This window comes from Phenylobacterium sp. (assembly GCF_025351295.1).
Lineage (GTDB): Bacteria > Pseudomonadota > Alphaproteobacteria > Caulobacterales > Caulobacteraceae > Phenylobacterium.
In genome coordinates this window covers 1-25493 of the sequence record NZ_JANXWD010000166.1, presented here as the reverse complement: position 1 = coordinate 25493, position 25493 = coordinate 1, and the positions used below count along the sequence as shown (strand labels likewise).

Sequence of the window (25493 nt, the reverse complement as noted above, 5' to 3'; positions counted from 1 at the left end):
CCTAGGCTGCCCTGGAAACAGTAGGGTAGCCAGAATGGCGGACGATACGGGCGCCCATCGCGCCGTTCCCGATCTCGACGTCACGCCGGCGCAGCACCGCCGCGGCCCGCTGCGTCCCGAACGCCTGCAAAGCGTACGCACCCGCGTCTCCGGCGCCGGCCTGGCGCGGCTGTTCCAGGCGGGCGACCTGGCCGGCCTGGCGCTGGCCTCCCTGGTCGCCAGTCGATCCATGATCCTGCCCGAGGCCATGTGGCTGGGGGCGCCGGTGCTGGCCATCGTCCTGCTGGTCGCCACCGGCGCCTATGCCATGAGCGCCCGCGAGCGCACCCGCCGGCGGTTCGGCCGCCTGCTGATCGCCGCGGCGGCGGCCGGCGGCGGCGCGGGCACGCTCAGCGGCCTGATGGACCCGACCTTCCCCGCCCTCGGTTGCGCCGCCTGGGTGGCGGCCGCCGCGGCGGCGCTGTTCCTGACCCATATCGGCTGGGGCGTGATCATCGGCGGCCTGCGGCGCAAGGGGCTGCTGACCCCCAACCTGATCATCGTCGGCGGCACGGCGGCGGCCCAGCGGCTGATCCGCCGCGCCACCCGCACCCGCGACGTCAACATCCTGGGGATCTTCGACGACCGCCGTGACCGGGTCGGGCCCGAGGTGGCCGGCGTCCCGGTGCTGGGCAAGACCTCCGACCTGATCGACCACCGGATCCTGCCGTTCGTGGACCGCATCGTGATCACCGTGCCGGCCAAGGCCAGCGCCCGCGTCGCCCAGCTGCTGGAGCGCCTGGCCCCGATCCCCAACCCCATCTCGCTGCTGCTCGAGGATACCGACGACGAGACCGAGACCCAGACCATCGGCCGCATCGCCGACTTCGACCTGATGCAGGTGTCCGGCGCTTCCGAGCGGTCCGGCTACCTGGTCGCCAAGCGGGCGCTGGACCTGACGCTGAGCATCGCGGCCCTGATCGCGCTGGCCCCGCTGCTGGCGACCGTGGCCCTGGTCATCCGCCTGGACAGCCCCGGCCCGGTGTTCTTCCGCCAGCGGCGGCACGGCTACATGAACGAGGAGATCGTGGTCTGGAAGTTCCGCTCCATGCGGGTGGAGGCCTCCGATTACGCCGCCGTGCGCCAGGTCAGCGCCGACGACGACCGGGTCACCAAGGTCGGCAAGTTCATCCGCAAGACCAGCCTCGACGAACTGCCGCAAATCTTCAACGTGATCGCCGGCGAGATGTCCCTGGTCGGCCCGCGGCCGCACGCCATCGGCATGCTGAGCGGCGGCGCCGAGGCCTCCAAGCTGGTCGAGACCTACGCCCACCGCCACCGGATCAAGCCCGGCCTGACCGGCTGGGCGGCCGTGAACGGCTCCCGTGGCCCGGTCGACACCCCCGGCGCGGTCCGCCGGCGCGTGGCCCTGGACCTGGAATATGTGGAACGCCAGTCGTTCTGGCTGGATGTCGCCATCATCCTGAAGACCGTGCCCTGCCTGCTGGGCGACAGCGAAGCCGTCCGCTGAGCCGCCTCACGCCCGGACCTCCGCGTCTCGGCTCAGCGGAACGGGAACTTCAGGCCGAACGGCTTCAGCACCAGGGCGACGTAGACCACCACCGCCAGCACGATCAGGAACGAGATCAGGCCCTGGCCATGGTTGCCGAGATAGTTGGCCACCGCACAGCCGATGGCCGGTGGCAGATAGTGCAGGATCGTGTCCTGCGGCTCCGCCGGTTGCACCGACCTGTGCAGGAACAGGACAACTAGTGCGCCGAAGATCGCCACAGTGATCCAATCGTAGACCGTCTCCACCTGTGTCCTCCGTGGCGAAACTCGTCGCCTCTAACTATCAGGAACCCGGCGGCACACAATCGTGCCCGGCGCCCGGCCTAGAGCCTTTCTGGTTCAGGTGGACTCACTTGAACCGGATAAAAAGGCTCTAACTCGTTGAATTAGAGCGCGTCGGACGGCGAAACCGGGATCCAATTTCGCCTGACGCGCTCTAGCGTCATAGCAGTGCAAGCAAGGTCCGTGCCGCCGCCATTGTGCCGCCGTGGACGGCGACGGCGCGATCGGGCGCCACAAGAATCGCCACCCGGCTTGCCGGCGGGAGAATAGGTCAACGCCGCAGCCACCGCCACGACCTCGCCGACCGGCGGCCCGCGCCATGCCGGCGCCTTGTGGATGTGCGAGGCGTGCCTCAACAGTGAGGCGCGGCCTTGCGGCCGTCTCCAGCCCTGCGAACGAAGAGGCGATAGCGTGACTTTGCGCCGGACGATCCTGATGGCCGTTGCGGTCGTCGCCGCCCTGCTCAGCGGTTGCGGCGACGGCGGGCTGGCGCGCTCGTCGGCCGCGGCGGCCGACCCGGGCCCCGCGCGGCTGGTGCGCCTGCCGGACGACCGGGTCATCAACCTGCGATGCAGCGGGCACGGCGCGCCGACGGTGCTGTTCGAGGCGGGCTGGGGCTCGGGTGGCGCAGCCTGGGGCAAGGTGGCGCCGACCGTATCGAAGACCACGCGGGCCTGCGCCTATGACCGGGCCGGCTACGAGTACAGCGATCCCGGCCCCCTGCCGCGCGACGGGGCGTCGATCGCCCGCGACCTGGACCTGGCGCTGCAGGCGGCCGGCGAAAAGGGCCCGTTCATCCTGGTCGGCCATTCCGCCGGCGGCCTCTATGCCCGGCTGTTCGCCGCCCGGCGGCCGCAGGAGGTCAAGGGCCTGGTGCTGCTCGATCCGACGGTGGAACGCCGCTCGCCCCAGTCGCTCGGCGACGGCCTGGACGGGATCCGCCGCCGGGTGACGCGCTGCCTGGAGGCCTCGCAAGCCCAGCCCAAGCGGCCGTTCGAGGACCCCCAGTGGAGCGGCTGCGTCTCGGCCAGGACCTCGCCCCACGGACTCGAGATCGCGCTGCGGCCGGACATCTGGCGCAACCAGCTCTCCGAACTGGACGAGATCTTCGGGCGCACCTCGGACCAGGCGATCCGGCTCAACGACCTGCTGAACTATATCCCCGTCTATGTGATCACCGCCTCCGACACCGCCGCCTCGGCCCCGAAGGTCGGTTACGGCAATCCCCAGTCGATCTGGGAACTGCAGCACCAGCGGCTGGCGTTCAGCTTCCTGCACGGCTGGCAGCGGACCGTGCTCTCCTCCCATCTGATGATGAACGACCGGCCGGAGGTGGTGATCGACGCGGTGCTTGCGATGGTCCAGGCGGCCCGCGCGAACACCCCGCCGGAGGCCCTGGCGCCCAGCGAGACGACCACCACCACCGACCAGCCATTCGGGGCCGCGCCCCCCGTGACGAAGTGATCTGGCCCGTCGCGGGGTGGATGGTCTAAGCTGCCCCTTCAAGTTGGGGCGTAGCATGGCTCGCAGAGGCGTGTGTTTGACGATCGGCGGGGCCATCTGCGGCCTGCTCCTCGCGCAGGCGCCTTCGGCGTTCGCCCAGGTGCTGGCGATCGGCGACGACGGCGCGGTCGTCACCTATTCCGGCCCGCAGCTGTTCTCCAGCGAGGGCGTCCGCCCTATCGCCCCATCGGCGCCGGCGGCCACCAGCCGCGCCACACCGGCCGAGGTGGCCGCCGCGATCCAGGAGTCCGCCGCCCGCCACGCCGTGCCCGTCCCGGTGGTCGAGGCCGTGGCCTGGCAGGAGTCCCGCTACAATCAGGCCGCGATCTCGCCCCGAGGCGCCCGGGGCGTGATGCAGCTGATGCCCGCCACGGCGATCACGCTGGGCGTCGACGCCGCCGACCTGAAGGCCAATATCGATGGCGGCGCGGCCTATCTGGCCCAGCAGATCCGCCGCTACGGCGACCTGCGCCTGGCCCTGGCCGCCTACAACGCCGGCCCGCAGGCGGTGGACCGCTACGGCGACGTCCCGCCCTATGCCGAGACCCAGACCTATGTGCGTGCGATCCTGGCGCGCGTGGCCGCAGCCGCCGCGCTCGGCGGGCGCGGCGAGTGAGGCCCATGAACAAGCTCGTCCCCCTGGCCGCCCTGGCCGCGATCGCCGCCAGCCCCGCCTACGCCCAGGGCGGCGGCGACCCGGCCGGTTCCTCGCCATTGCTGGCGGCGCTGAACTGGGTGCAGGGCACCCTGCTCGGCAACATCGCCACCAGCGCCGCGGTGATCGCGGTGGCGGCGGTGGGGTTCTTGATGCTGACCGGCCGGATCGAATGGCGGCGCGGCCTGGTGGTGGTGGTCGGGGCCTTCATCATCTTTGGCGCGGTGACCATCGTCGCCGGCATCCGCTCCCTGGCGGGAGGCTGACGCCATGAGCCGCCTCGCCTCCGATCCCGTCTTCGCGGCGCTGACGCGGCCCCAAATGATCGGCGGCGTGACCTATCCCTATGCGGTGCTGAACCTGATCGTCACCGGCGAGGCGTTCCTGATCACCCGCTCGTTCTGGGTGCTGGGGATCGCGGTGGTGCTGCACGCCATCGGCTATGTCGGCTCCCTGCGCGAGCCGCGGTTCTTCGACCTCTGGGTGACCCGCCTGCGCACCTGCCCGCGGGTGAAGAACCACGGCTTCTGGCGCGGGAATTCGTACCGGCCATGAGCCGGACCTACCTCACCACCGGCGCGGCCAAGGTGCTGGCGCCCCGCGAGGCCGCAGTCGGCGACCGCCTGCCCTATGCCGGCCACCTGGACGACGTGACCTTGCAGACCCGCGACGGCCTGCTGGTCCAGACGCTGCACCTGGCCGGCTTCCCGTTCGAGACCGCGCCGGACGAGGAGCTGAACTATCGCAAGGCGATCCGCGAGACCGTGCTGCGCGGCGCAGCCAGCTCGCGCCTGGCGGTCTATCACCACGTGGTCCGACGGCGGGTGACGCCGGCTTTCCCGGATGGGCCGGAGGAGCCGTTCTGCGCGGCGCTCGACGCCCGCTGGCGCGAGCAGCTCGCCAGCCGCCGGCTGTACGTCAACGACATCTTCCTCAGCCTGGTGCTGCGCCCCACCCAGGGGGCCGGCGGCGTCCTGGAGCGGCTGATGAAGGGCCCCCGCGCCCGCGACGCCGACATCGGCCGCGACCTGCGCGACCTCCACGCCACCCGCGAGGCCTTCGCCGCCGCGCTCAGCCCCTATGGCGCGCGCACGCTCGGCCTCTACACCGCCGGCGGCGGCGCCCAGCGCTCCGAGCCGGCCGAGTTCCTCAGCCTGCTGCTGAACGGCGAGCTCAAGCCGGTGCTGGCCCCGACCGGCGACCTCTCCAACGCCATCGCCACGCGGCGCCTCAGCTTCGGCCTCGACGCCATGGAGTTCGGCGGCGGCCCGGACGGCGCGGCGTTCGGGGCCATGGTCTCGATGAAGGACTATCCGGCCCGCACGGCGCCGGGCCTGCTGGACGGGGTCCTGCGCCTGCCCATGGAGATGGTGCTCACTGAGAGCTTCGCCTTCGTGGATCGCCAGGCGGCCCTGGACCGCATGGGCCTGGCGTTGCGGCGTCTCAAGGCCGCCGAGGACGACGCCTTCTCCCTGCGTGGCGAACTGGCCCAGGCCCGCGACGACGTGGGCGCCGGCCGCGCGGCCTATGGCGAGCACCACCTGACCATCCTGGCCAAGGCCGAGAGCCTGGAGGAGCTGGACCAGGGCGTCGCCGACATCCAGTCGTCGCTGGCCGAGGCCGGCGCCGTGGCCGTGCGCGAGGACGTCAATCTGGAACCGGCCTTCTGGGCACAATTCCCAGCCAATTTCAAATATATCGCGCGGAAAGCTCTGATCTCGGCCGGCAATTTCGCGGGCCTCGCCAGCTTCCACAACCACCCGACCGGCCAGGCCGACGGCAACCACTGGGGCCCGGCCATCGCGGTCCTCGAGACTACCGCCTTCGGCCCCTACCACTTCAACTTCCACCACGGCGACCTGGGCAACTTCACCGTCATCGGCCCCTCGGGCTCCGGCAAGACGGTGCTGCTGACCTTCCTGCTGGCCCAGGCCGAGCGGCTGAAGCCGCGCATCGCCTATTTCGACAAGGACCGCGGCGCCGAGCCGTTCATCCGCGCCATCGGCGGCCGCTATGACGTGATCTCGCCCGGCGAGCCCACCGGCCTCAACCCGCTGGCCCTGCCCGACACCCCCGGCAACCGCGCCTTCCTGTCCGAATGGGTCGCCCAGCTGCTGACCGCCGACGGCGACGCGCTCACCGCCGACGACCGCGCGATGATCGCCGACGCCCTGGACGCCAACTTCGCCCAGCCGCTGAACCATCGCCGCCTGCGTTATCTGCGCGAGCTGTTCCGTGGCGCGCGGCGGCCCAGCTCCGGCGACCTTGCCGCCCGCCTGGCCGCCTGGTGCGAGGGCGGCGACCACGCCTGGCTTTTCGACAACGCCACCGACCAGCTCGACATCGAGACCCGCATCCTGGGTTTCGACATGACCAAGCTGCTGGACAGCCCGACCATCCGCATACCGGCGATGATGTACCTGTTCCACCGCCTGGAGCAGCGGCTGGACGGCTCGCCCGCCATGTTCATCGTCGACGAGGGCTGGAAGGTCCTGGACGACCCGGTGTTCGTGCGCCGGATCAAGGACTGGGAAAAGACCATCCGCAAGCGCAACGGCCTGGTCGGCTTCTGCACCCAGAGCGCGTCCGACGCCCTGGAGAGCCGCATCGCCTCGGCGATCATCGAACAGGCCGCCACCCAGGTGTTCTTCCCCAACCCGCGCGCCAAGGCCTCAGACTACGTCGACGGCTTCGGCCTGACCGAGCACGAGTTCGAACTGGTCCGCACCCTGCCCGACACCTCGCGCTGCTTCCTGATCAAGCGCGGCGACCACAGCGTGGTGGCCCGCCTGGACCTCTCCGGCCTGACCGGCGAGCTGGCGGTCCTGGCCGGCACCGAGCGCACCGTGCGCCGCCTGGACGCGCTGCGATCCCAGGTGGGCGACGCGCCCGCCGCCTGGCTGTCCACCTTCATGGAAGGCCGGAGCGCCGCATGATCCTCCTTCGCCAAGGCTTCGCAGGATGACGGCAGCCTGCGCCAGCATGGTCGACGACGGCGTCATCCGCGGCGTCCTCTACACGGTCGACTGCCAGACCCGCGCCTACGCCCAGGGCGGCTACATGGCGCTGACCTCCGGCTCGTCGGTGTTCCAGAGCGCGCTCACCGCGCTGCTGACCATCTATGTGGCTCTGGTCGGCTACCGGATGCTGTTCGCCCAGGGCAATACGCGCCTGTCCGACGCCCCGATCATCGGCCTGAAGATCGGGGCGATCCTGGCCCTGGTGACCAGCTGGTCGACCTTCCAGGCGGTGGTGTTCGACCTGGCCGATCGCGCCCCGGTCGAGATCGCCGCCCTGGCCTCGACGCCGTTGCAGGCCGGCGGCGCCTCGACCCTGGCCGCCCACCCGATCGACGGGCTGCAAGCCGCCTACGACGAGTTCAGCCAGACGGGCGCCGCCTACGGCAAGATCGCCGGCGCGGCCGCCAGGTCCTATTCCAGCCCGCAGGCCGCCGCCGCCGAGGCCACCGCCGCCGCCACCGGCGTCCTGTTCCTCTCCGGGGCCGGAGTGATCTCGGCCGCTACCCTGGCCATCGGCATCCTGACCGCCGTGGGGCCGGTGTTCATCGCCCTGGCGCTGATCCCGGCCACCCGGGGCCTGTTCGTCGGCTGGGTGCGGGCCCTGGCGGCCGCGGCCCTGACGCCCCTGGTGGCCTGGCTGCTGATCGTGCTGATGCTGTCGGTGCTGCAGCCGTGGATCGAGGCCCTGGCCGCGCAGCGGGTCGGCCTGCAGCTGGATCCGCAGACCGCCATGAGCGCCGCGGCCCTGGTGTTCGTGTTCGGCTTCGGCCAGGCCGCCCTGGTGATCGGCGCCTGCGTCATGGCCATGGGCTTCCGCCTGCCCAGCTTTGCCGCCAGCGCCGCGAACCGCGCCAGCGAACCGGCCGCGCCCCGGCCCGAAGCCGTGGCCTTCCCGCAATCGCCGCTCCCCTCCCGCGCCGAACGGCTGGCCCTGGACCTGCAGCGCGATCAGGCCCAGGGCGCCGCCCGCACGCGCGCCGCCGCGACAGCCGCGGCCGCTGGCGCGACCCGCCGAGAGATTTCGGTCACCGTCGACGAAGGTCGCCGCCTGGGCGACGCCTACCGCCGCCCCGCCTTTGCCGCCCGACGCGCCGGAGTCATGCGATGATCCGCGCGCCAGCCTTGGCGCTCGTGCTGGCCCTGGCGGCCGCGCCGGCCCTGGCGGTCGTGCCGCGCCCCGGGCCGGGCGACCCGCGCATCCATGTGGTCGACTACGATCCCGCCGGGGTGGTCGAGCTGCATGCCGCCCTGGGCTACCAGCTCTCGGTCGAGTTCGACCCGGCCGAGCACATCGAGAACGTCGCCATCGGCGATTCGCTGGGCTGGCAGGTGACCCCCAATCGCCGCGCCAACCTGCTGTTCATCAAGCCCATGGCGCGCCGACCGGACACCAACATGACGGTGGTGACCAACCTGCGCCGCTACAATTTCCAGCTCAGCGTGCGCGCCAAGGCCCAGGGACGGTCGACCCCGTTCAGCGTCCGCTTCCTCTATGCCGAACCGGCGGTGGCGATGATCGCGCGCCCACAGCCACCCCCGCCGCCGGTCGAGCGCAACGCCGCCTATTCCTACGACGGCTCGACCCACGCCCTGCCGGTGAAGGTGTTCGACGACGGCCAGGACACCTATTTCGCCTTCCGCGCCGAAGAGGACATGCCGGCGATCTTCGCGGTCGATCCCGATGGCGGCGAGGCGGTGGTCAACACCCGCCAGCGGGACGGCTATGTGGTGGTCGACCGCATCGCCCGCGGCTTCGTGCTGCGGCGTGGCAGCGAGGTCACCAGGATCTACAACGACGGCTTCAAGATCGAGGAAGCCAGTGCGCTGCGCCAGCGCAAGAAGGATCCGTGGTGGCGGCGATGACGCGCAAGGACGAGACCCCGCAGGACCTCAGCCCGGTCTTCGCCCACGGCGAGGCCGCCCGCCCGCGCGTCCAGGCGCCGGATTCGCCGGTCACCCTGTGGGCCGGCCTGATCGGCGCCGGCGTCCTGGGCTTCGTGGTGTTCAACGGCCTCTCCGGCAGCCGCCAAGCCCATGCCCAGACCGCCCAGCCTGCCGTCGCCGCACCGGTCAGGTCGGCCGGCGTCGCCCCGTCCATGCCCGCCCCCCCGCCCGTCGCCCCGGCCCCGGCCCCGGTGCTCCAGGCCTCCGTCGCCCCGTCGGCCGATCCGGCCGAGGCGCACTGGCGAGCCCCGGCCATGGTGGTGGATTTCAGCGCCTCGCCCGACGCCACGCCGGTGCAGCTGGCCCAGGCGACGACCGCGTCCGCGCCGCCCGCTAACGAGACCCGCCAGTCGGCCGACGAGCGCTTCGCCGCCCGCGTGACCGGCGGCAGCGGCTCCGACGTCGCCCACGCCAGCCAGATGTACGGCCTTGGCCGCACCGTGCCCCAGGGGGCGGTGATCGCCGCGGTGCTGGAGACGGCGATCAACTCCGACCTGCCTGGCTCGGTCCGCGCGGTGGTCAGCCGCGACGTGCGCAGTTTCGACGGTAGCCAGGTGCTGATCCCGCGCGGCTCCAAGCTGGTGGGCCAGTACAAGTCCGCCGCCGCGGTCGGCCAGACCCGGGCCTTCGTGGTCTGGACCCGGATCATCAGCCCCACCGGCGTGACCATCGACGTGGGCTCGCCGGCCACCGACCGCCTGGGTCGCGGTGGCCTGGACGGCGAGGTCGACCAGCACTTCTTCCAGCGTTTCGGCGCCTCGATCCTGCTGTCGGTGATCACCGCCGGCGCCCAGGCCCTGGCCAACAGCGCCAGCGGCAGCGGCAGCAACAACACCCTGGTCATCGGCTCGCCGACCCAGGCCAACCAGGTCGCCTCGATCGCCCTGCAGAAGCAGATCGACATCCCCGACACCATCAAGGTGGCCCAGGGCGCGCCGGTGCAGGTGTTCGTGGCCCGCGACCTGGACTTCTCCGCCGTCGCCCGATGAGCGCGCCGCGATGAGCGCCTCCCGATGAGTGCAAACGTCTACCTCAGCGCCTACTTGGCCCCGCTGGCGCCGTGGCTGTCGCGGCCGGACGTCACCGACGTGCTGATCAATCGGCCTGGCGAGGTCTGGGTCGAGACCACGGGCGGGGCCATGTGCCGCGAGCCGGCCGACGAGTTGACCGAGGTCGCCCTTCAGCGCCTGGCCCGCCAGATCGCCGCCGCCAGCCACCAGGGCGTCAACCGCGAACAGCCCCTGCTCTCGGCCACCCTGCCCGACGGCTCGCGGGTGCAGGTGGTCTCGCCGCCCGCCACCCGCGGCGGCCTAGCCCTGGCGGTGCGCAAGCACCTGATCTCCGACCTCAGCGTCGGCGACCTGGCCCGCGACGGCCTGTTCGACGCCGCCGCGCGCACCGATCCGGCCCGCGACGCCCTGGCAGACGCCGAGTTGGAGGCCCTGCTGAACACCGGCGACCACGCCGCCTTCCTCAAGGCCGCCGTGCGCCGCCGCAAGACCATCGTCATCTCGGGCGGCACCGGCAGCGGCAAGACCACCCTGCTGAACGCCCTGGTCAAGGAGATCGACCGCAACGAGCGGCTGGTGGTGATCGAGGACGCCCCCGAGGTCCGTCTCGACCATCCCAACAGCGTGGGCCTGGTGGCGGTGCGTGGTGAGCTGGGCGAGGCCCGGGTCGACGCCGACACCCTGCTGGCCGCCGCCCTTCGCCTGCGCCCTGATCGCATCCTGCTGGGCGAGTTGCGCGGCCGCGAGGCCTTCGCCTTCCTGCGCGCCGTCAACAGCGGCCACCCCGGCTCGCTCACCACCGTCCACGCCGACAGCCCGGCCGGCGCGCTGGACCAGATCGCCCTGCTGGCCCTGACCTCCGGCATCGACCTGGGCTGGGACAAGGTGCAGACCTATGTCAGCCGGGTGATCGACGTGGTCGTGCAACTGGACCGCATCGCAGGCGCCCGCCGGGTGAGCGAGGTCCGCTTCCGGCCACGCTGAGGACGCGCCACTGGGCCGCCGCGGTCAGCGGCGAGGAAAACGAAGCGTAAGCACATGGGGTGTACGGTGGCGCCATGAGCAGGTTTCACCAGGCCCATCTTGAGCGACGCGGCGAACCCCGCGTCGCGCTCGACGCACGTGCGCGGGTGTTCCAGGGCCAGGGTCTGGCGCTGTGGGCGGACTGCGTGATCAAGGACCTCAGCGCCAGCGGCGCCAAGATCGAGCTGTCGCACGTCCACAAGCTGTCGCCGCGTTTCGTCCTGCTGCACCTCGAGGCGGGCAATGCCTTCGAGGTCATCCTGAAGTGGCGGCGCGGGGACTTGGCGGGAATGTCGCTGGAACGGACCCACGCGCTGGTGGCCCCGACGGTTGAGCCGCACCTGGTGACGGTGCGCGAGGCCTGGATGGCGCTGCAGCCGAACCGGCCGCCGGCCCCCTGAGGGCCGGTCGCCTAGACGAACCGGCGCGCGAGTTTCGTCCCGAGCAGCGCCGGGAGCCTGTTCTGCGGAATGGCCCTCAGCATCGCGGGCACGAAGCGGTCCAGGACCTTGAAGCCTGCATCGGAGTCCCCCAGGATAGAACAGCGCACGAGGATCCCGTCGGGGACAAAGCCCTGCACCGCGTTGTCCAGGCGGGCGATCCGCTGCTGGCCCCCGGTCTGCGGCAGGGCCTCGCCCATGCGCGTCCAGTAGACGATATTCTCGGTCCGCTCCTCGGTCGTGGCGATCACCTGGCGGGCGGGCAGCGTACCGCCGCCAGGCAGGCGCATGTCGAACGAGCGGGTCATGCGCAGCGTGAACCCCACTGCCGGATAGCAGCTCTCGGGGCGGTGCAACTGTAGCAGGTCGCTCTGTGTGTCGCCATAGGCGGCCAGCAGCATCACGCCGGCGCCGGTCGCCTCTTCGTAGTACAGGCGCGCGATGGTCTCGCTGTAGAGGCTGCGGGCCAGCTTGCCGGCCTGCTCCGGTCCGACGAGGTTTCCGGCCGTCTCGGCCTCCCAGCCCGGGAAGCTCCGCGGGATCGTCGTCTCCATGGTCGTGCCGTGCCGCAGCAGCAGCAGCCGGCGACGCGGCCGCAAGGCCTCGGCGGCCGCAAAGGCGCCCACGCCGAGCCCGGCCAGAATGAGGTCGCGGCGCCGCATCATGCTCGTCTCGCCTTCGCCATAGCCCAGAACCGTGACGCCACGTTGTCGATCACGAACATCAGCAGCAAGGACAGCGCGAACAGGAACAGGCCTGCTGTCACATGCAGGAAGCCCTGCCCCACCGCATCCCCGAAGTAGAAGGTGAGCAGGATGAGGGTGAAGATCCGGACGACGTTGGCCGCGATCGCGATCGGGATGATCAGGCAGACCAGGAACAGCGAGTACCGCCAGCCGGCGTTCCGGAGCAGGTAGATGTAGAACAGGGTGATGGCGATCAGGCCGATCAGGGAATTCAGCCCCGAGCAGGCGTCTTCCACCAGCAACTGGTAGGGCCCGACGGTCATCGTCACCCCCTCCCGGAACAGCGGAATCCCAAGCGGTTCGACCAGATGCGCCGCAAGCGTCGAGACCAGGAGCTTCAGCGGCGCGGTGAACTCGTCGAGCATCCAGCCCGGCACCGGCAGGAGCAGGCCCAGGTAGAAGATCGGGAACCAGTTCACCAGCAGCTGTCGCAGCCCAAAGCGGTCGTAGAGGATCGCCACCCCGAACCCGTAGACACCGGCCGCTTCCAGGCTGATCAGGTCGTAGGCGCGGCCCACCACATAGACCAGCAGCGCGGCGATGGTCAGCGAGACGGTCACCACGGGGTTGCCGCGCTGGGCGGCCTCGGCCATGCCGGGGATCCGGCGCCAGAGCAGCCAGGCCCCGGTCGCGAGCACGATCGGCCCGTGGGCGCCGAACTCATGCGACCATACCTGCTGCCCAAGCCGCAGGAAGGTGGGCCCCGCCAGAAAAAGCGCGGCCACGATCAGCGGGGTTTCCGCGACCAGCCTACCAACCCAACTCGCGGGTTCTTCCTGTCGCCCGGCCAGCTCAGCCATATCCGCCGTCAGACCTCATTTAGGACAGTGCCGACCACTTCGGCCCCATCCTCCTGCAATTGCTTTGCCAACAGCGAGACGTCGTTGAAACGGGTCGAGTGGGCCTTCGCGACGATCAGGGTATAGCCGATCATCGAGGAGATTCGCAGCGCATCGGCGACCTTGCTTGCCGCCGGCGTGTCGATGATCGTGAACTCGAAGTCCCGCAGGTAGCGATCGACGAGGCTCTTGAATCGATCGCTGCCCAGCAGTTCCTGGGCGTTGTCCGCCACGCCGCCCGCGTACATGACCGACAGGTTCGGCAGCACGCCGTCGTGAATGAAGTCGCCGGGGCGGGCGTCGGGCGTCTCGAGGTACTGCTTGAGGCCCGCGGTCGGGCCGCCCGGATCGATGAAGCTCTCGATCTGCGGCGCCCGCAGGTCGGCGTCGATCAGCAGGGTGGCGATACCGACCTGGGACAGGGCGACCGCCAGGTTGGCGGCCGTGAACGAGCATCCGACCCCCGGCGTAGCCGCACAGATCGCGATCCCGCGACGACCGTCCGCCAGGTGTTGCGCCATGATGTGGGTGCGCACCGTGCGAATGGCTTCCGCCTCCGCCGGCCTGGCGTCGGTGAGCGTCACCAGGTCCGGCGAAAACTCGTACTTCAGCTCCACGTCGGGACCGGTCGCGCCCGGCAGGATCGCGGCGGCGGAACCGGCCACCTCCACGGTGGGCGTCGAAGGCGTCTCAGTCGAACTCATGCGCGGGCAGCCCCGCGCGCCGCGCGCGTGCGGCGGGGGCTGGAGCCCACACCCCGCGGCGCGTCACGGCGGGCTCGCGTCCGCCGGTTCGGATTGCGGATCACCGCCAGCACCGGCGCCGAGGCGGCCGCGCTCAGGTCCTCGACGCTGCGGACCCGCCGCCCAAGCAGCTCCAGCAGGATCGCGATGAAGATGCCCAGGCCAATGCCCGCGGGCACCGAGACGCCCATGATCAGCAGCTTCTTGGGGAACACCGGGTCCTGCGGCGTCACGGCGTTGGCAAGCGGGACCACGCCGGCGTCGGCGACCTGGGATTCCTGACGCAGCTGCGCGGCGCGCGCCACGGACTTGTTGTACTGGTCACGCCGCAGGTCGATCTCGTCCTGCATGAGCCGCAGTTGCTCCACCTTCTCCCGCTGCCCCATCACCTTGGCCTTCTGCTGCTCCAGCAGCCCGGAGGAGGCGCGCGCGGCGTTAAGCGCCGCGCCGCCGTTGGTGGCGGCGTTGTTGCGTTCATTGGCCACCTGCTGGGCGAGCAGGCTGCGCCGCAGCTTCAGCTGGAGAAGCTGGGGATGGTTCGGACCGAGCGACTTGGAGAGCTCGGCGAGCTCGGCGTCGAAGGTGGCCAGCTGGGTGGCGGCCGGCGACGTCCCGGCGCTCGGCGGCGCGATCATCGGGCCCGAGCCCTGAGCCGCCAGGGCCGACAGCCTGGCGCTGTCGAGGTCGATCTTGTCGTCCTGCAGGACGATCCCATTCGCCCGCTCGAAGGCGGCCTTCGAGCCTTCGGCGGTGAACAGCATCGCCTTGGCCTTTTCGGCCTGCGCCTCGTACCACTCCGCATTGCGCCGCGCGGTCTCGCGACGGCTCTGCAGGGTCATGTCCATATAGGCCTTCAGCAAGGCGTCGGAGACCCGCTTGGCCTCTTCCGGCGAACTGGAGGCGTAGGTAATTTCCAGGATGTTGCTGCCCATGATCACATTAGCGTCGGCGCCGTCCTGCACCCGCTGGGTCGCCCAGGCCATGAAGTCCAGGTCGCGACCGGTGCTGCGATTGCGATAGGCCTTCTGGATCGCCGGATCCTTGTCCCACTTGAGGTCCTGCGCGGCCATGCGCGCGACCTGCTGGTCCTTGATCATCTCGGTCTGGGTCTTGGTGTAGGCGCGCATGAACGCCGACGAGATTACCTCGCCGGTGATCGGGTCGGGCTTGATGACGTCCAGCATCACGCGCGACTGGGCCTCATATCGAGGCTTCACCAGTTCCACAACCGCGGTGCCGGTCACGAAACAGATCACCGCCGAGGCCAGGATCAGGAGCCGGTAGGCCCAGATGATTCTAAGGAAGTGGAAGATGTTCATCGAGCTTGCCTTCCAGGTCCCTAGAACAGCTTTTCGCCGAAGTTGATGACGTCGCCAGCCTCGACCTTGTCGTCCAGATTGACCTTCGTCTTCTTGCCGGCGCGCATCACCGTGAACTTCTTTTCTGAACCGGTCTCGGTGACGCCACCGGCCTTGGCGAGCGCCATGCGGAAGGTCAGGTCGGTCTTCATCGAGAACGCGCCAGGCGATTTGACCGCCCCGTTGAGGTAGTAGGTTTCGGCCACCGGGGAGAAGATCTTGTCGCCGGGCCTGACATAGGGATCCTGCTTGTCGTCCCCGGTCGCCAGGTCACGAATGTACAGCCGCTTTTCAGGGCCATTGTCGGGGCGCACGATCAGGAAATCGGCGGCGCCCTCGCGGACCCCTCCGACGCGGGCCAGGATCTCCGACAGGCGATACGGCCGGTTGATCGGCACCAGGCCCGGCGAGCCGACAGCGCCCAGCACGGTCACGTAGCGGCTGGCGTAGCCCACCACCTCGATGGTCACCACGGGGTCGGCGTAGAAGCCGCCGTCCTTCAGCGCCTTGCGGATGGTGTCCGAGAGTTCGGCGGTGGTGTGGTCGACGGCAACCACCTTGCCGATCATCGTCAGCTGGATGGTGCCGTCGGCCTGCACGCGGGCGCGACCGCCGAAGCCGCCGACGCCGCCCAGCAGGCCTACCTCGACCACGTCGTCGCGGCCGAGCACATAGGCCGACGACGTAAGGTCGGCCCCCGCGATGATGCCTTGCGCCGGGGGCGCGGTGACCGGCGGGGCGACCGATCCGGCCTGCGACGGCATCGCGGCCGGCTGGGCCGAAGCCAGGCCCGGGCCGATCAGGGCCATCGCGGCCGCGGCGAGGGAGACGAGGAAGGTCCGGGCGCTCATAGGCTGTTTTCCAGGCTTAGAATTCAAACGTGGCCATTAGGCCGACGCGCGTAGCTGTGTAGTTGAACTCTGGCAGATTGGTGTTGCGATCATCATAAACGACATCGACTCCTAAGGAGACGTGTCGGCTCTGCCGGTAAGTTACGGAGCCCGACGTCGTGTAGCTGCGCGAGTTCGTAATCACCCTGAAGGTCGTGGTCGTGTCGACGTTGGATTTCACGTCCGCGATCCGATAGCCGGCGTTGACGCCGATGCGCGTGCCCAGCCTGTAGTGGGCGTTGATCTGCCCCGAGGTGGTGATGTCGTACAGCTTTCCCGCCCGCGACGTGGGCAGCACGGCCCTGGCGGCGCCGACATCGATCTCGAGGTTGTTGCCGAACCGGTATGACGCCTGGCCGGAATAGGTGGTGCTGCTGAACTTCGGCTTCACCCCGGGCGGCGCGAACCCGCGCTTGACCAGGGTCCGCCCGATATTGCCGCCGACCTGCAGCCGCGAGCCGAAGCTGTGCTGGAGGTTCACCCCGTAGGTCGTGCTGAAGAACCCGTTCCCGACCGGCTGGCCGGGGATGATCTGGTTCGGGAGCTGGTTTTCGGAATAGTTGTAGATCAGCGAGACCTTGCCCAGGGTTGCATTACCGTAGCCCAGTTCCGCCCCCAGGCTCCTGACGGTATTGTCGGCCGTCCTCTGCACCTGTGCGGAGTTGAAGGTTTCCTGGCGCTGGGCGTGGACGCCGCCCTGGATCCCCTGCGCCAGGCCGCACTGCACCCCGACCGCGGTGCCGTAGGTTTCGCGCAGGTTCTTCAGGCCCTGGGTCGAATCGATCTGCGCCAGGTCGCTCTGCGAGGCCGAATAGGTCTCGATGGCGGAGCCCTGGCAGATCCCCAGGGAGGTGACGTAGCCACCCTCCAGGCTGGCCCGGCCGCGATTCAGCTGGGTGTTCTCCCGATGGAAATCGTAGCCGGTCACGGCGTTCAGGAACACCTCCTGCCGGCCGATCGGCTGGACCAGGTCGACCGAGACCGTGGGCTCGAGCGTGTAGTCCTGGCGCACGATGCCCCGCGTCGCGGCCAGGGCCGTGCTCGTGCGCGACACGTTGCTGTCATAGACCGCGCGAAGGCTGGTTGAGGCGTGAAACTCCCGCGTTCCAGTCAAGGGCGGCGGCGACGCGGGTGCGGTCTGGGCATGAGCCACGCCGCCTCCGCACGCGCACGCCAACGCCCCAAGAGCCCATGGCCTCAGCCGCATCCCAACTTGCTCCAGCACCGCGGAAACCATTTCCCCAAGAGTTGCTAACTATCAGCTAAGAGACCGAAAACCTATATCGCAGGACCCTGGGTCAGAGGCGGCTACGTGTGCCTTTGAGGGTGCGCCGAATGGTGCCGAGCAAGTTCCGCGCCGCGTCCGCCAGCGAGGCTTCACGCGCCGCCTGGGCCACCCTCAGGCCGCGCATCCGCGGCCGCGGCTGCAAGGTCAGCGGCAGCGCCGCCGTCCGCGCCAGGATCAGGCGTTTTCGCCGCGCCTGGGACGGCTGCATCTTGCCGACCTCCTCGATGGGCAGGGGTTCGGCCTCGATCCGGCCGGCCGCCAGCGCCGAATCGATCAGCCGGTCGCCGGCCTCGGTCCGGGTGACGATCAGGCTACGGCCTTCCTGCTCTTCGAAGCTGGGATAGCCCTCCTCGTCGCCATACCAGGCGTCGGCGCAGGCGATGTCGGCGACCCCGCCGACCGCGTCGGGACAGATCTTGCAACGGAACTGCACCTCTTTCGAGAGGTGCGAGCCCCAGCTGTCGGCATAGCTCATCTCCGCGGTGCGACGCTCGGAGCGGGCCACGCATGCCCCGGGCCAGCCGCGCCCCCGATAGCGGAACTCGACCACCTCCTCGGCCGGGACCCCCAGGGCGTTCAGGATCCGGCCGACGCCGCCATGGCTGGGCATCCCGCCGCAGAAGAACGACAGGACGATCGGCACATGGCGCGCGACACGCGCATCCTGCCGCGCGAGCCGGCGCAGCGCCGAGACGTCGCAGGGCTTGCCGACGAACGCCATGGCCCCGCCGTCGGCGAGCGCCTGCTCGATCGCCGCCAATGGTGAGGAGGCGGTGTACCGCGAGCCGGCGCGGGCCAGAATCTCCTCTCCGGATCGTGAGATGGCGTTCACATTCCGCGTCGGGTCGGCAGGGTCGGGCGCAATGTGCAGCACCCGATCCACCAGGCCGCTTTCCAGGGCGTGGATCAGCAACCCCGAGATGGCGCCTCCGGACGAGGCTTCGAAGCGGACCTTCGGGTCGGTCGAGGCGCCGGTCATGACCCGCCGCCACGGGCCCCAGGTGGGATGGGTGTTCGGCGCGCCCTGCCAGGGCTCCACGACCGCCCCCGGGCAGCTGTCGGCGATCCTGCGCTCGGTCTCCGGGGTGACGCCGCCTATCTGCAGCGGACGCGCGTAGCCAGGCGGCGCGGACTCCATGCGGATGGCCTGCGGGGCCAGCGCGGCGCACAGTCCGCACCCGGTGCAGAGCTCGCCGTTCAGGACGCGGGTGACGGTGGGCGACTTGGCCGAGGCTGGCTGCATGAGTCCTGACTTCCGAGGCTTGCGGGTGTAGGGCGCCCGCAGCGGCCTGTCAGCCGCATCGCGCGCACGCCAACCTGGCGCCGCGGCGATTTAGTGCCCGTTCGGTTCAGCACTCCTTTACGCGGGTCGGGTCGATAGATAGCGCGAGTCATCTGAAGGGCGTTTGAATGTCAGCCGTGGCCACAGGCGAGCCCTCCGCTTCGCCCAAGCGTCTGCGCATCTGCCTGGCGGCGTCCGGCGGCGGCCATGTGCGCCAGCTGCTCGATCTGCAGCCGGTCTGGTCGCGCCATGACTATTTCTTCGTCACCGAGGACACGGCGCTCGGACAGACCCTGGCCCGGGAACACCGCACCCACTTCGTCCCCCACTTCGCCTGGGGCCAGGCCAAGCTGGGCGCGCCGTTCCGGATGATCGGCCGCGCGGTCGCGAGCCTGTTCCGCTCGCTGAACTTCATGCTGCGCGAACGGCCGGACCTGGTGATCTCCACCGGGGCCGGGGCGGTGATCTTTCCTGTCCTCTGGGGCCGGCTCACCGGCGCCCATGTGGTGGTCATCGAATCGTTCGCGCGGTTCGAGGGGCCGTCCCTGTTCGGCCGGATCGCCGGCCCCCTGGCGCACGACATGGTGGTCCAGTCCGCCAAGCTCGCCGCCCACTACCCGCGCGCCAGGGTGTTCGATCCCTTCCGCATGCTGGAGGGCGACCCGCCGCCCAAGCAGGATCTGCTGTTCGCGACGGTGGGCGCCACCCTGCCCTTCGACCGGCTGGTGGACAGCGTGGCGGCCCTGAAGTCGGAGGGCGCGATTCCCGAGCGGGTGATCGTCCAGACCGGCGTCGGGGGTCACGCGCCGGACGGCCTCGAGGTGTCGGAGACCCTGCCCTTCGACGAGGTGCAGTCGATCCTGCGCGACGCCAGCATCGTGGTCTGCCACGGCGGCACCGGCTCGCTGATCACCGCGCTTCGCCAGGGCTGCCAGGTCATCGCCATGCCCCGCCTCTCTAGCCTTGGCGAACATTACGACGATCATCAGGCGGAGATAACCGAGGCCTTCGCGGCGCGCGGCCTGGCGCTGGTCGCCAACACGCCGGACGAGCTGCGCCAGGCGCTGATCGACGCCCGGGCCCGGACGCCGGTCCTGGCGACCACCGACCCGCAGGCCCTGATGGCCCATCTCGAGACGCTGATCGAGGGGCTGACGCCGCGCCGCCGATGAACGACGCTTCCGGACCCCGGCACGGCATGCTTGTACGCCCAGGACATCCCCGGTATCGCCAGGGCGACAAGCCATGATCCGAACCCTGGTAGCAACCCTACGCCGCTGGACCGGCCGTTCGCAGGCCGACACCATGGCGCAACCGCTGCTGGCGGGTTACCGGGGCTCGTCGCCACGGCTGCGCCGGTTCCTGCTGTATATCTTCCTGGCCGTCGCCTGCGCGGCGTACGGCTTCGCGTTCGGCATCTATGCCCCCGCGAGAATGATGCCGTTCGTCGTACCGGCCGTCGCGGTGACCAGCCTCATCCTCTGGTGCCTTCCACTGGGCGACTATGCGCCGATCTCAGCGCTCGAACCGCTGTTCATCGCCTACTTTGCGGCCTTGCTGCTCTGGCCCAACTACCTGGCGCTGGCGCTCGGCAACCTGCCCTGGATCACGGTGGCCCGGCTTACGGGCGTGCCCCTGGTGCTCACCCTGTTGGCCTGCCTGTCCATATCGAGGCCCTTCCGGACGGAATTGCGGACGATCCTGGGGGCCGACGCGCTGACCTATCGCTTCATGCTGATCCTCATCGCGCTGTGGACGGGATCGATCCTGCTCTCGTCCGATCCCGGCACGTCGCTGAACCGATATTCGCTCGCCATGCTGAACTACGCCGGGATCTTCTTCGTCAGCTGCTACCTGTTCAGCCGCCCGGGTTTTGCGGATCTTTGGGTCCGCATGCTGCTCGTCATGCTGACCATCATGTGTGCGATGGCCATCTGGGAAGACCGCCTGCAGATCCTGCCCTGGGTGGGCCACATCCCGTCGTTCCTGTCGGTCGACGATCCGGTCGTGCAGAAGATCCTCAGGCCGACCTTCAACACTCTGGACGGCAACTATCGGGTCAAGGCGACGGCAACGACCCCGCTTGGCCTCTCCGAACTGCTGGGCCTGTCCATGCCGTTCACCATGCATTTCCTGATCGGCAAGCACGCCTGGCAGCTCCGCCTTGCCGCCGCAGTCCTGCTGCCGCTGTTCGTCTATGTGATCCTGCTGACGGACTCTCGCCTCGGCGTCGTCGCCGGTTGCGCGTCGGTGATGTTCTATCTGCTGATCTGGGCGGCGTTGCGGTGGCGTCAGCAGAAGACTAGCCTGCTCGCGCCGGTGATCGTGATGAGCTACCCGGCGCTGTTCGCCGCCTTCATCGCGGCGACCTTTCTGGTCGACAAGCTCAAATACAAGTTCTGGGGGCGCGGCTCCCAGCAGGCCAGCACCCAGGGCCGCCTGGACCAGTGGTCGATGGGTATTCCGAAGATCATTCTGAATCCGATCGGACACGGCATTGGCCAGGGTGCGGAGACGCTGGGGTTCAGGAATCTCGCTGGAGAACTGACGATCGATTCCTATTGGCTGACAGTACTGCTTGAGATCGGCGTCGCCGGATTTATCGTCTACTACGGCCTGATGCTGCGGGGCGCCTTTTCAGCCGCGCGCACGGTCGTAAACATGGGACAGGACCGCGAATTCGGATTGTTGCTGCCGATGTCCGTGGCGCTGCTGAATTTCGTGATCGTGAAGATCGCCTTCAGTCAGGATGCCAATCATCCGCTCATCTTCATGATGCTGGGCGCCACCGTCGCGCTGACCTATCGCGCGAGCAAACTCCGCCCGCTGCCCGGCGCCGATCTGCGCGCCGTCGCGAAACGCGCCAACCGGCTGGCGAGGGTGCGCGTGCGCTAGAGCCTTTCTGGTTCAAGTGGATTCACGTGGACCAGAAAGGCTCTAACTCTTTGAATTAGAGTGCGTCGGGCGGCGAAACCGGAATTCACTTTCGCCTGACGCGCTCTAGGCGCCGTTGAGGATCGAGCCGACCACCGAGACGCCGTCCTGCGCCAACTGCCGCGCCAACAGCTCGGTATCGTCCACAAAGCTGAAACTGCGGCGTCCCACGATGATCGCGTATCCGACGGCGACGGCGATCGAACGGGCGTCGGCGGATCGGTTGGCCGGCGGCGTGTCGACGATCGTGCAGGCGTAGTCCCGCAGGCTTGCGCCGATGAAGGCGCGAAACCGCTCTCCGGCGACCAGCTGGTCGGCATCGCGCGACGCGCCGCCCGCGAACATCAGCGACAGGTTGGGCAGCACGTCCTCCTGGACGAGGTCGCGCGGGTCCAGCTCCGATCGCAGCACCTGCTGCAAACCGGCGGAGGCGGACCGCGGGCGAATGATCTGGTCCAAGGTAGGATTGCGCATGTTGGCTTCCACCAGAAGGGTCGCGACCCCGGCTTGCGCCAGGGCGACGGCCAGGTTGGCGGCGGTGAAGGTGACGCCCGTTCCGGATGACGGGCCGCAGAGCGCCAATCCGCGGCGGCCATCGCCAAGGTGACGCTCCTTCACCTCGTGGGCGATCCGATGGAAAGCGTCCGCCGCCGCACTCGATGGCAGGGCGACCGTCGCGAGGGCCGGCGAGATCTCATAGACCCCCGGCTCGGACGCGGGCCGAGCGGCAATGACCGGTTCCGCCGCGACCGGCGCGGTCGTCGCGGCGCGCCGCTTCGCCCATCCGATCATGCGGCGGCCGCGCGCCGTGCGAACAGCTTCATGGCGCCCCGCGCCTTGCGGCCGGCGAGGTTCGGGACGACGCCGAGGATCGAGGCGCCCACCGAGGCCTCGAGGTCCCGCGCATTCCGCACCCGGCGATTCAGCAACTCGGTCAGGATCGCAAGCAGAACGCCCAGGGACAGGCCAAGGAAGCCCGTGCCCCCGAGGATCAGCCAGGGGTTCGGAAAGACCGCCTGCATCTTGGGCTCCGGCGGGCCCAGCGGGGCGAGGCTGGCCTGCTGCAGCGCCGTCAGCTGCCGCAGCGCAAGGATCTTGGTATTCAAGCCCTTGAGCGTCTCCGTCATGCTGTCGATCTCGTCCTGCAGGAGGCGGATCTGGAGCATCAGTGGCCGCTGCGACAGGACCTTGTCGCGCTGCATCTCGATCGCGCCCTGCCGGGCCCGTTCGGCGACCCCGGCGCCTGAGCCGAGGGCCCCGAGGATCGCGGTCTCCCGCGCGACCTCAGCCTTCGTCGCATCGCGCGCCGCGATCATGGCCTTCAGGCGGGGATTGTTGGGGCCCAGGACCTTGGTCGCCTCGGCGAGCGCCGCCTCGATGGTCAGCAGGCGCGAGGCCGATGGAATCCCCGGGTTCTTTTCGATCACCGGCGGCCGAATGGCGATCACCATGTCCGCCAGGCGGCGCGCCTCCATGGACGGCATCGCGCCATTCTGCTTCTCGAGGCCGGCCTTGGCGGCCTGCAGCTGGGTCAGCCGCGTCAGAATCGTGTCGGCGCGGGCCGACAGCGCCTTGGCCCCCTCGCTCGCGCCGGAGCGGCTCTCGTCGAGCGACGACTGGATATAGGCCGCGCGGATGGCGTCGACGATCTGCGCGGCCAGCACCGGCGATGACGACGTGTGGGTGATCACCAGGATATTGCTGTCCTCAAGCCGGTTGACGCTGGTGCTGGCGATGATCCGCCGGGCGACCCAGCGCGGGAACTCGTCCGGATCCACGCCCGCAGTGCCGCTGAACGCGGTCTGCAGATCGACGTTGTCCAGCAACCCGAGGGACTCCGCGGCGGGAACCGCGACCTGATAGTCCTGGATCGCTCGCATCTGCGACGCCACATAGGCGTCCGACTCCTTGCTGGACACGAACTCGCCGGTGATCGGGTTCGGCTTGATGAATTCCAGCACGACCTTGGCGGAGGCCTGATATCTCGGCGACGATGTCAGGACGACGAAGGCCCCGCCCAGCAGGCAGGCCGCCGTCACGACCAGGACGATCACCCGTCGTATCCACACGATTTGGACGATCGGCCAGAGGTTCATGGCGGAGGCGGGTCACCGGGCTGCGAGTCACGCGATACATAGCTGACGACCGCGCCGGTTGCACAGGGTGCGGATCGTCACCGGCCGACACGCACGCCATCGCTTTGGCGCAACGCCTCGGCAAGCCGCACGTCCGACCCTGGGGAACGCTAGCAGGCCTTTCGGCGCCGGAATGTTAAGATCGCCGGCGGAAATCCGGGCCCGCCGCGGCGATCGCTGGCGCCTCAGAATCGACGTGGGCCAGTGATTAAGCAAACAGAAGGCACGGCGGCGGCATAAGAGACATCTGTGAGCGGATCGCGCCCGTAGGCGTTCTATAGTCCCGACGCGCATCGACGATGGAGAAGAGTTTGGCCGGCTGGAACCCCTTCAAGCGCAAGGCGCCGACGCCCAAGGCGGCTCTTGCGGAGGCCTCCGACTCCGCCGTGGTCAAGCCGCTGGTCCGCGGCAACGCCCGCAGGGGCGCCGAGCCGGTCGGCCTGCCGCGGTTCAACACCACCGCCAGCGACCAGATGAGCGGCCGGGGCGGCGACCGCTTCAGCGCGGTGCGCGCCAAGCTGCGCCACGCCTTCACGCCCTCGCAGCCCATCGCCGACCGCCGCCTGTTTGCCGGCCGCGACGATGTGCTGAAGACCATCATCCGCTCGATCGAGGACCAGCGCCTCCACGTCGTGCTCTATGGCGAGCGCGGCATCGGCAAGACCTCGCTGGTGCACATCCTGAGCCAGGCGGCCGTCGAGGCGCGCTACATCGTCGTCTATACCTCGTGCGGCGCCAACTCGAACTTCGACGAGACCTTCCGCGCCGCCGCCGCCGATATTCCGCTGCTGTTCCACTCCGGCTTCTCGCCGACCGCCGCCGAGACCGAAAAAGGCTCGTCGCTCGCCGATCTGCTGCCGCCGGAGCCGTTGTCGCCGCGCAAGTTCGGCGACCTCTGCGCCAAGCTGACCGGGACCCGCGTCCTCATCATCCTCGACGAATTCGATCGCGCCGAGTCCGGCTCCTTCCGACGCGACGTCGCCGAGCTGATCAAGAACCTGTCGGACCGGCTCGGCCGGGTGCAGCTGGTTCTGGCGGGGGTCGCCGCCGACCTGACCGAACTGGTCGAGCACATCCCCTCGATCCGCCGCAACATCTTCTCCCTCCGGGTCCCGAAGATGACGGAGGCCGAGGTCCTGCAGATCGTCGCCAACGGCGAACGCGAGGCGGACATCAAGTTCGACGCCGATGCCAGCGCCTCCGTGGTCACAGTGGCGCGGGGGTCGCCCTATCTGGCGAACCTGCTCTGCCACCATGCGGGGCATGTGGCCCTGGACGAGGGCCGCGCCACGGTGATCCCGGCCGATGTCGCCGAGGCGGTCGGTCAGGCGGTGCGCGAGTTCGAGGCCCGGGTGCCGACCCCGATCCAGGCCCAGGTCCGGCGGCTGTTCGAGAAGGGCCAGGCGGAATCCATGGCCCTGGCGGCGCGCGCCGCGCTCAGCATCGATGGCCCGATCTCGGCCGCCGACATGGTGGCCGCGGGCGAGGTGACCGCCCGCAAGGCCGAGGAGATCGTCGAGACCCTGACGGCCGAAGGCATCCTGAAGCGGTCGCAGGACGGCGACGGCGAACGACGCTTCACCTTCGTCGAGGAGGGGCTGCCGACGCTCATCTGGATGACCTGGGCGCAGCGCAACTTCCAGCCGGATCCCAGACAGGCGCGGGCGGCGACCGGGTCCTAGGCTACCGAGCAAGGCCGGCGGGAGCGAGGTCGGCCACACGGCGAAGCGTGGACGCGTCGGGTCAGGGCTTCTTGTTCGGATCGTCGCGCTTGTCGCGATGGTGGCGGCCGGCGTCGATCCGGCTCCAGACGACGATCCCGATCATCGCGGCGACCAGAAGCGCGAGCG

General features: G+C 69.5%; 24 protein-coding genes. 14 read left to right on the top strand and 10 right to left on the bottom strand.

All coding sequences use genetic code 11. From position 1 onward, the window contains the following. Positions 1-34 precede the first annotated feature (34 nt). A complete protein-coding gene (locus tag Q0R13_RS22160; RefSeq protein WP_293908113.1) occupies positions 35-1510 on the top strand; it encodes an exopolysaccharide biosynthesis polyprenyl glycosylphosphotransferase in 1476 nt (491 codons plus the stop codon). A gap of 32 nt (positions 1511-1542) precedes the next feature. Here the strand turns inward: Q0R13_RS22160 and Q0R13_RS22155 are convergent, their stop codons facing one another. Continuing rightward, a complete protein-coding gene (locus Q0R13_RS22155; protein WP_293908111.1) occupies positions 1543-1797 on the bottom strand; it encodes an XrtV sorting system accessory protein in 255 nt (84 codons plus the stop codon). 471 nt (positions 1798-2268) lie between these two features. Here Q0R13_RS22155 and Q0R13_RS22150 point away from each other — a divergent pair, with 471 nt between their 5' ends. From Q0R13_RS22150 to Q0R13_RS22105, 10 genes are all read left to right on the top strand, one after another. Continuing rightward, positions 2269-3297, top strand: coding sequence for an alpha/beta hydrolase (locus Q0R13_RS22150; RefSeq protein ID WP_293908109.1), 1029 nt, complete (start codon positions 2269-2271; stop codon positions 3295-3297). Positions 3298-3373: 76 nt separating this feature from the next. Further along, the gene (locus Q0R13_RS22145; RefSeq protein WP_293908107.1) at positions 3374-3952 is read left to right on the top strand and encodes a lytic transglycosylase domain-containing protein; all 579 of its coding nucleotides are present in this window, start codon (positions 3374-3376) and stop codon (positions 3950-3952) included. A gap of 5 nt (positions 3953-3957) precedes the next feature. Next, positions 3958-4257, top strand: a complete 300-nt coding sequence (locus Q0R13_RS22140) for a TrbC/VirB2 family protein (RefSeq protein ID WP_366853452.1) — start codon at positions 3958-3960, stop codon at positions 4255-4257. A gap of 4 nt (positions 4258-4261) precedes the next feature. Then, entirely contained in the window at positions 4262-4546 is a 285-nt protein-coding gene (locus Q0R13_RS22135; protein WP_293908104.1) for a type IV secretion system protein VirB3, read from the top strand. Next, complete coding sequence (locus Q0R13_RS22130) at positions 4543-6927, top strand: VirB4 family type IV secretion/conjugal transfer ATPase (protein ID WP_293908103.1); 2385 nt, start codon at positions 4543-4545, stop codon at positions 6925-6927. The genes Q0R13_RS22135 and Q0R13_RS22130 overlap by 4 nt, the downstream gene beginning before the upstream one ends. A 25-nt stretch (positions 6928-6952) precedes the next feature. After that, positions 6953-8119, top strand: coding sequence for a type IV secretion system protein (locus Q0R13_RS22125; RefSeq protein WP_293908101.1), 1167 nt, complete (start codon positions 6953-6955; stop codon positions 8117-8119). Continuing rightward, positions 8116-8874 (top strand): TrbG/VirB9 family P-type conjugative transfer protein, encoded by a 759-nt coding sequence (locus tag Q0R13_RS22120; RefSeq protein ID WP_293908099.1) that lies wholly within the window; start codon positions 8116-8118, stop codon positions 8872-8874. The genes Q0R13_RS22125 and Q0R13_RS22120 overlap by 4 nt, the downstream gene beginning before the upstream one ends. Further along, positions 8871-9944, top strand: a complete 1074-nt coding sequence (gene virB10, locus Q0R13_RS22115; protein ID WP_293908178.1) for a type IV secretion system protein VirB10 — start codon at positions 8871-8873, stop codon at positions 9942-9944. Before Q0R13_RS22120 ends, virB10 begins: the two co-directional genes overlap by 4 nt. A 24-nt stretch (positions 9945-9968) precedes the next feature. Then, the gene (gene virB11, locus Q0R13_RS22110) at positions 9969-10949 is read left to right on the top strand and encodes a P-type DNA transfer ATPase VirB11 (protein ID WP_293908097.1); all 981 of its coding nucleotides are present in this window, start codon (positions 9969-9971) and stop codon (positions 10947-10949) included. A 74-nt stretch (positions 10950-11023) separates the two neighbouring features. Next, positions 11024-11389, top strand: a complete 366-nt coding sequence (locus Q0R13_RS22105) for a PilZ domain-containing protein (RefSeq protein WP_293908095.1) — start codon at positions 11024-11026, stop codon at positions 11387-11389. 11 nt (positions 11390-11400) lie between these two features. On the opposite strand, the gene Q0R13_RS22100 is transcribed toward Q0R13_RS22105, so the two are convergent. From Q0R13_RS22100 to Q0R13_RS22070, 7 genes are all read right to left on the bottom strand, one after another. Continuing rightward, complete coding sequence (locus tag Q0R13_RS22100) at positions 11401-12093, bottom strand: exosortase C-terminal domain/associated protein EpsI (RefSeq protein ID WP_293908093.1); 693 nt, start codon at positions 12091-12093, stop codon at positions 11401-11403. After that, a complete protein-coding gene (xrtV, locus tag Q0R13_RS22095) occupies positions 12090-12974 on the bottom strand; it encodes an exosortase V (protein WP_366853448.1) in 885 nt (294 codons plus the stop codon). Before xrtV ends, Q0R13_RS22100 begins: the two co-directional genes overlap by 4 nt. A gap of 8 nt (positions 12975-12982) precedes the next feature. Beyond that, the gene (locus Q0R13_RS22090; RefSeq protein WP_293908089.1) at positions 12983-13717 is read right to left on the bottom strand and encodes a CpsD/CapB family tyrosine-protein kinase; all 735 of its coding nucleotides are present in this window, start codon (positions 13715-13717) and stop codon (positions 12983-12985) included. Then, positions 13714-15075: a hypothetical protein gene (locus Q0R13_RS22085; protein WP_293908087.1), complete on the bottom strand. Its 1362-nt coding sequence runs from the start codon at positions 15073-15075 to the stop codon at positions 13714-13716. The genes Q0R13_RS22090 and Q0R13_RS22085 overlap by 4 nt, the downstream gene beginning before the upstream one ends. Before the next feature lie 20 nt (positions 15076-15095). Continuing rightward, positions 15096-15965 (bottom strand): SLBB domain-containing protein, encoded by an 870-nt coding sequence (locus tag Q0R13_RS22080; protein ID WP_293908085.1) that lies wholly within the window; start codon positions 15963-15965, stop codon positions 15096-15098. A 16-nt stretch (positions 15966-15981) separates the two neighbouring features. Continuing rightward, a complete protein-coding gene (locus tag Q0R13_RS22075) occupies positions 15982-17058 on the bottom strand; it encodes a hypothetical protein (protein WP_293908083.1) in 1077 nt (358 codons plus the stop codon). Between the two features lie 244 nt (positions 17059-17302). Continuing rightward, on the bottom strand, positions 17303-18535 hold the full coding sequence (locus Q0R13_RS22070; RefSeq protein ID WP_293908081.1) for a Coenzyme F420 hydrogenase/dehydrogenase, beta subunit C-terminal domain: 1233 nt from the start codon (positions 18533-18535) through the stop codon (positions 17303-17305). 167 nt (positions 18536-18702) lie between these two features. Here Q0R13_RS22070 and welK point away from each other — a divergent pair, with 167 nt between their 5' ends. After that, positions 18703-19746 (top strand): beta-1,4-glucuronosyltransferase WelK, encoded by a 1044-nt coding sequence (gene welK / locus Q0R13_RS22065; RefSeq protein WP_293908079.1) that lies wholly within the window; start codon positions 18703-18705, stop codon positions 19744-19746. A gap of 73 nt (positions 19747-19819) precedes the next feature. Further along, entirely contained in the window at positions 19820-21469 is a 1650-nt protein-coding gene (locus Q0R13_RS22060) for an O-antigen ligase family protein (RefSeq protein WP_293908077.1), read from the top strand. Positions 21470-21574: 105 nt separating this feature from the next. Here Q0R13_RS22060 and Q0R13_RS22055 read toward each other — a convergent pair whose 3' ends face one another. Both Q0R13_RS22055 and Q0R13_RS22050 read right to left on the bottom strand, forming a co-directional pair. After that, complete coding sequence (locus Q0R13_RS22055) at positions 21575-22300, bottom strand: CpsD/CapB family tyrosine-protein kinase (RefSeq protein WP_293908075.1); 726 nt, start codon at positions 22298-22300, stop codon at positions 21575-21577. Continuing rightward, positions 22297-23604: a Wzz/FepE/Etk N-terminal domain-containing protein gene (locus Q0R13_RS22050; protein WP_293908073.1), complete on the bottom strand. Its 1308-nt coding sequence runs from the start codon at positions 23602-23604 to the stop codon at positions 22297-22299. Before Q0R13_RS22050 ends, Q0R13_RS22055 begins: the two co-directional genes overlap by 4 nt. 350 nt (positions 23605-23954) lie before the next feature. On the opposite strand from Q0R13_RS22050, the gene Q0R13_RS22045 reads away from it, so the two are divergent. Then, complete coding sequence (locus Q0R13_RS22045; RefSeq protein WP_293908071.1) at positions 23955-25325, top strand: AAA family ATPase; 1371 nt, start codon at positions 23955-23957, stop codon at positions 25323-25325. Positions 25326-25493 lie beyond the last annotated feature (168 nt).

What these genes read in the sequence shown, in the direction of transcription:
- Q0R13_RS22120 (WP_293908099.1), top strand. Translation starts at nt 8,116, where the DNA reads ATGATCCGCGCGCCAGCCTTGGCGCTCGTGCTGGCCCTGGCGGCCGCG.
- xrtV (WP_366853448.1), bottom strand. Translation starts at nt 12,974, where the DNA reads ATGGCTGAGCTGGCCGGGCGACAGGAAGAACCCGCGAGTTGGGTTGGT.
- Q0R13_RS22130 (WP_293908103.1), top strand. Translation starts at nt 4,543, where the DNA reads ATGAGCCGGACCTACCTCACCACCGGCGCGGCCAAGGTGCTGGCGCCC.
- welK (WP_293908079.1), top strand. Translation starts at nt 18,703, where the DNA reads ATGTCAGCCGTGGCCACAGGCGAGCCCTCCGCTTCGCCCAAGCGTCTG.
- Q0R13_RS22135 (WP_293908104.1), top strand. Translation starts at nt 4,262, where the DNA reads ATGAGCCGCCTCGCCTCCGATCCCGTCTTCGCGGCGCTGACGCGGCCC.
- Q0R13_RS22080 (WP_293908085.1), bottom strand. Translation starts at nt 15,965, where the DNA reads ATGAGCGCCCGGACCTTCCTCGTCTCCCTCGCCGCGGCCGCGATGGCC.
- Q0R13_RS22090 (WP_293908089.1), bottom strand. Translation starts at nt 13,717, where the DNA reads ATGAGTTCGACTGAGACGCCTTCGACGCCCACCGTGGAGGTGGCCGGT.
- Q0R13_RS22150 (WP_293908109.1), top strand. Translation starts at nt 2,269, where the DNA reads ATGGCCGTTGCGGTCGTCGCCGCCCTGCTCAGCGGTTGCGGCGACGGC.
- Q0R13_RS22060 (WP_293908077.1), top strand. Translation starts at nt 19,820, where the DNA reads ATGATCCGAACCCTGGTAGCAACCCTACGCCGCTGGACCGGCCGTTCG.
- Q0R13_RS22070 (WP_293908081.1), bottom strand. Translation starts at nt 18,535, where the DNA reads ATGCAGCCAGCCTCGGCCAAGTCGCCCACCGTCACCCGCGTCCTGAAC.
- Q0R13_RS22140 (WP_366853452.1), top strand. Translation starts at nt 3,958, where the DNA reads ATGAACAAGCTCGTCCCCCTGGCCGCCCTGGCCGCGATCGCCGCCAGC.
- Q0R13_RS22055 (WP_293908075.1), bottom strand. Translation starts at nt 22,300, where the DNA reads ATGATCGGATGGGCGAAGCGGCGCGCCGCGACGACCGCGCCGGTCGCG.
- virB10 (WP_293908178.1), top strand. Translation starts at nt 8,871, where the DNA reads ATGACGCGCAAGGACGAGACCCCGCAGGACCTCAGCCCGGTCTTCGCC.
- Q0R13_RS22085 (WP_293908087.1), bottom strand. Translation starts at nt 15,075, where the DNA reads ATGAACATCTTCCACTTCCTTAGAATCATCTGGGCCTACCGGCTCCTG.
- Q0R13_RS22105 (WP_293908095.1), top strand. Translation starts at nt 11,024, where the DNA reads ATGAGCAGGTTTCACCAGGCCCATCTTGAGCGACGCGGCGAACCCCGC.
- Q0R13_RS22100 (WP_293908093.1), bottom strand. Translation starts at nt 12,093, where the DNA reads ATGATGCGGCGCCGCGACCTCATTCTGGCCGGGCTCGGCGTGGGCGCC.
- Q0R13_RS22050 (WP_293908073.1), bottom strand. Translation starts at nt 23,604, where the DNA reads ATGAACCTCTGGCCGATCGTCCAAATCGTGTGGATACGACGGGTGATC.
- Q0R13_RS22160 (WP_293908113.1), top strand. Translation starts at nt 35, where the DNA reads ATGGCGGACGATACGGGCGCCCATCGCGCCGTTCCCGATCTCGACGTC.
- Q0R13_RS22125 (WP_293908101.1), top strand. Translation starts at nt 6,953, where the DNA reads ATGACGGCAGCCTGCGCCAGCATGGTCGACGACGGCGTCATCCGCGGC.
- virB11 (WP_293908097.1), top strand. Translation starts at nt 9,969, where the DNA reads ATGAGTGCAAACGTCTACCTCAGCGCCTACTTGGCCCCGCTGGCGCCG.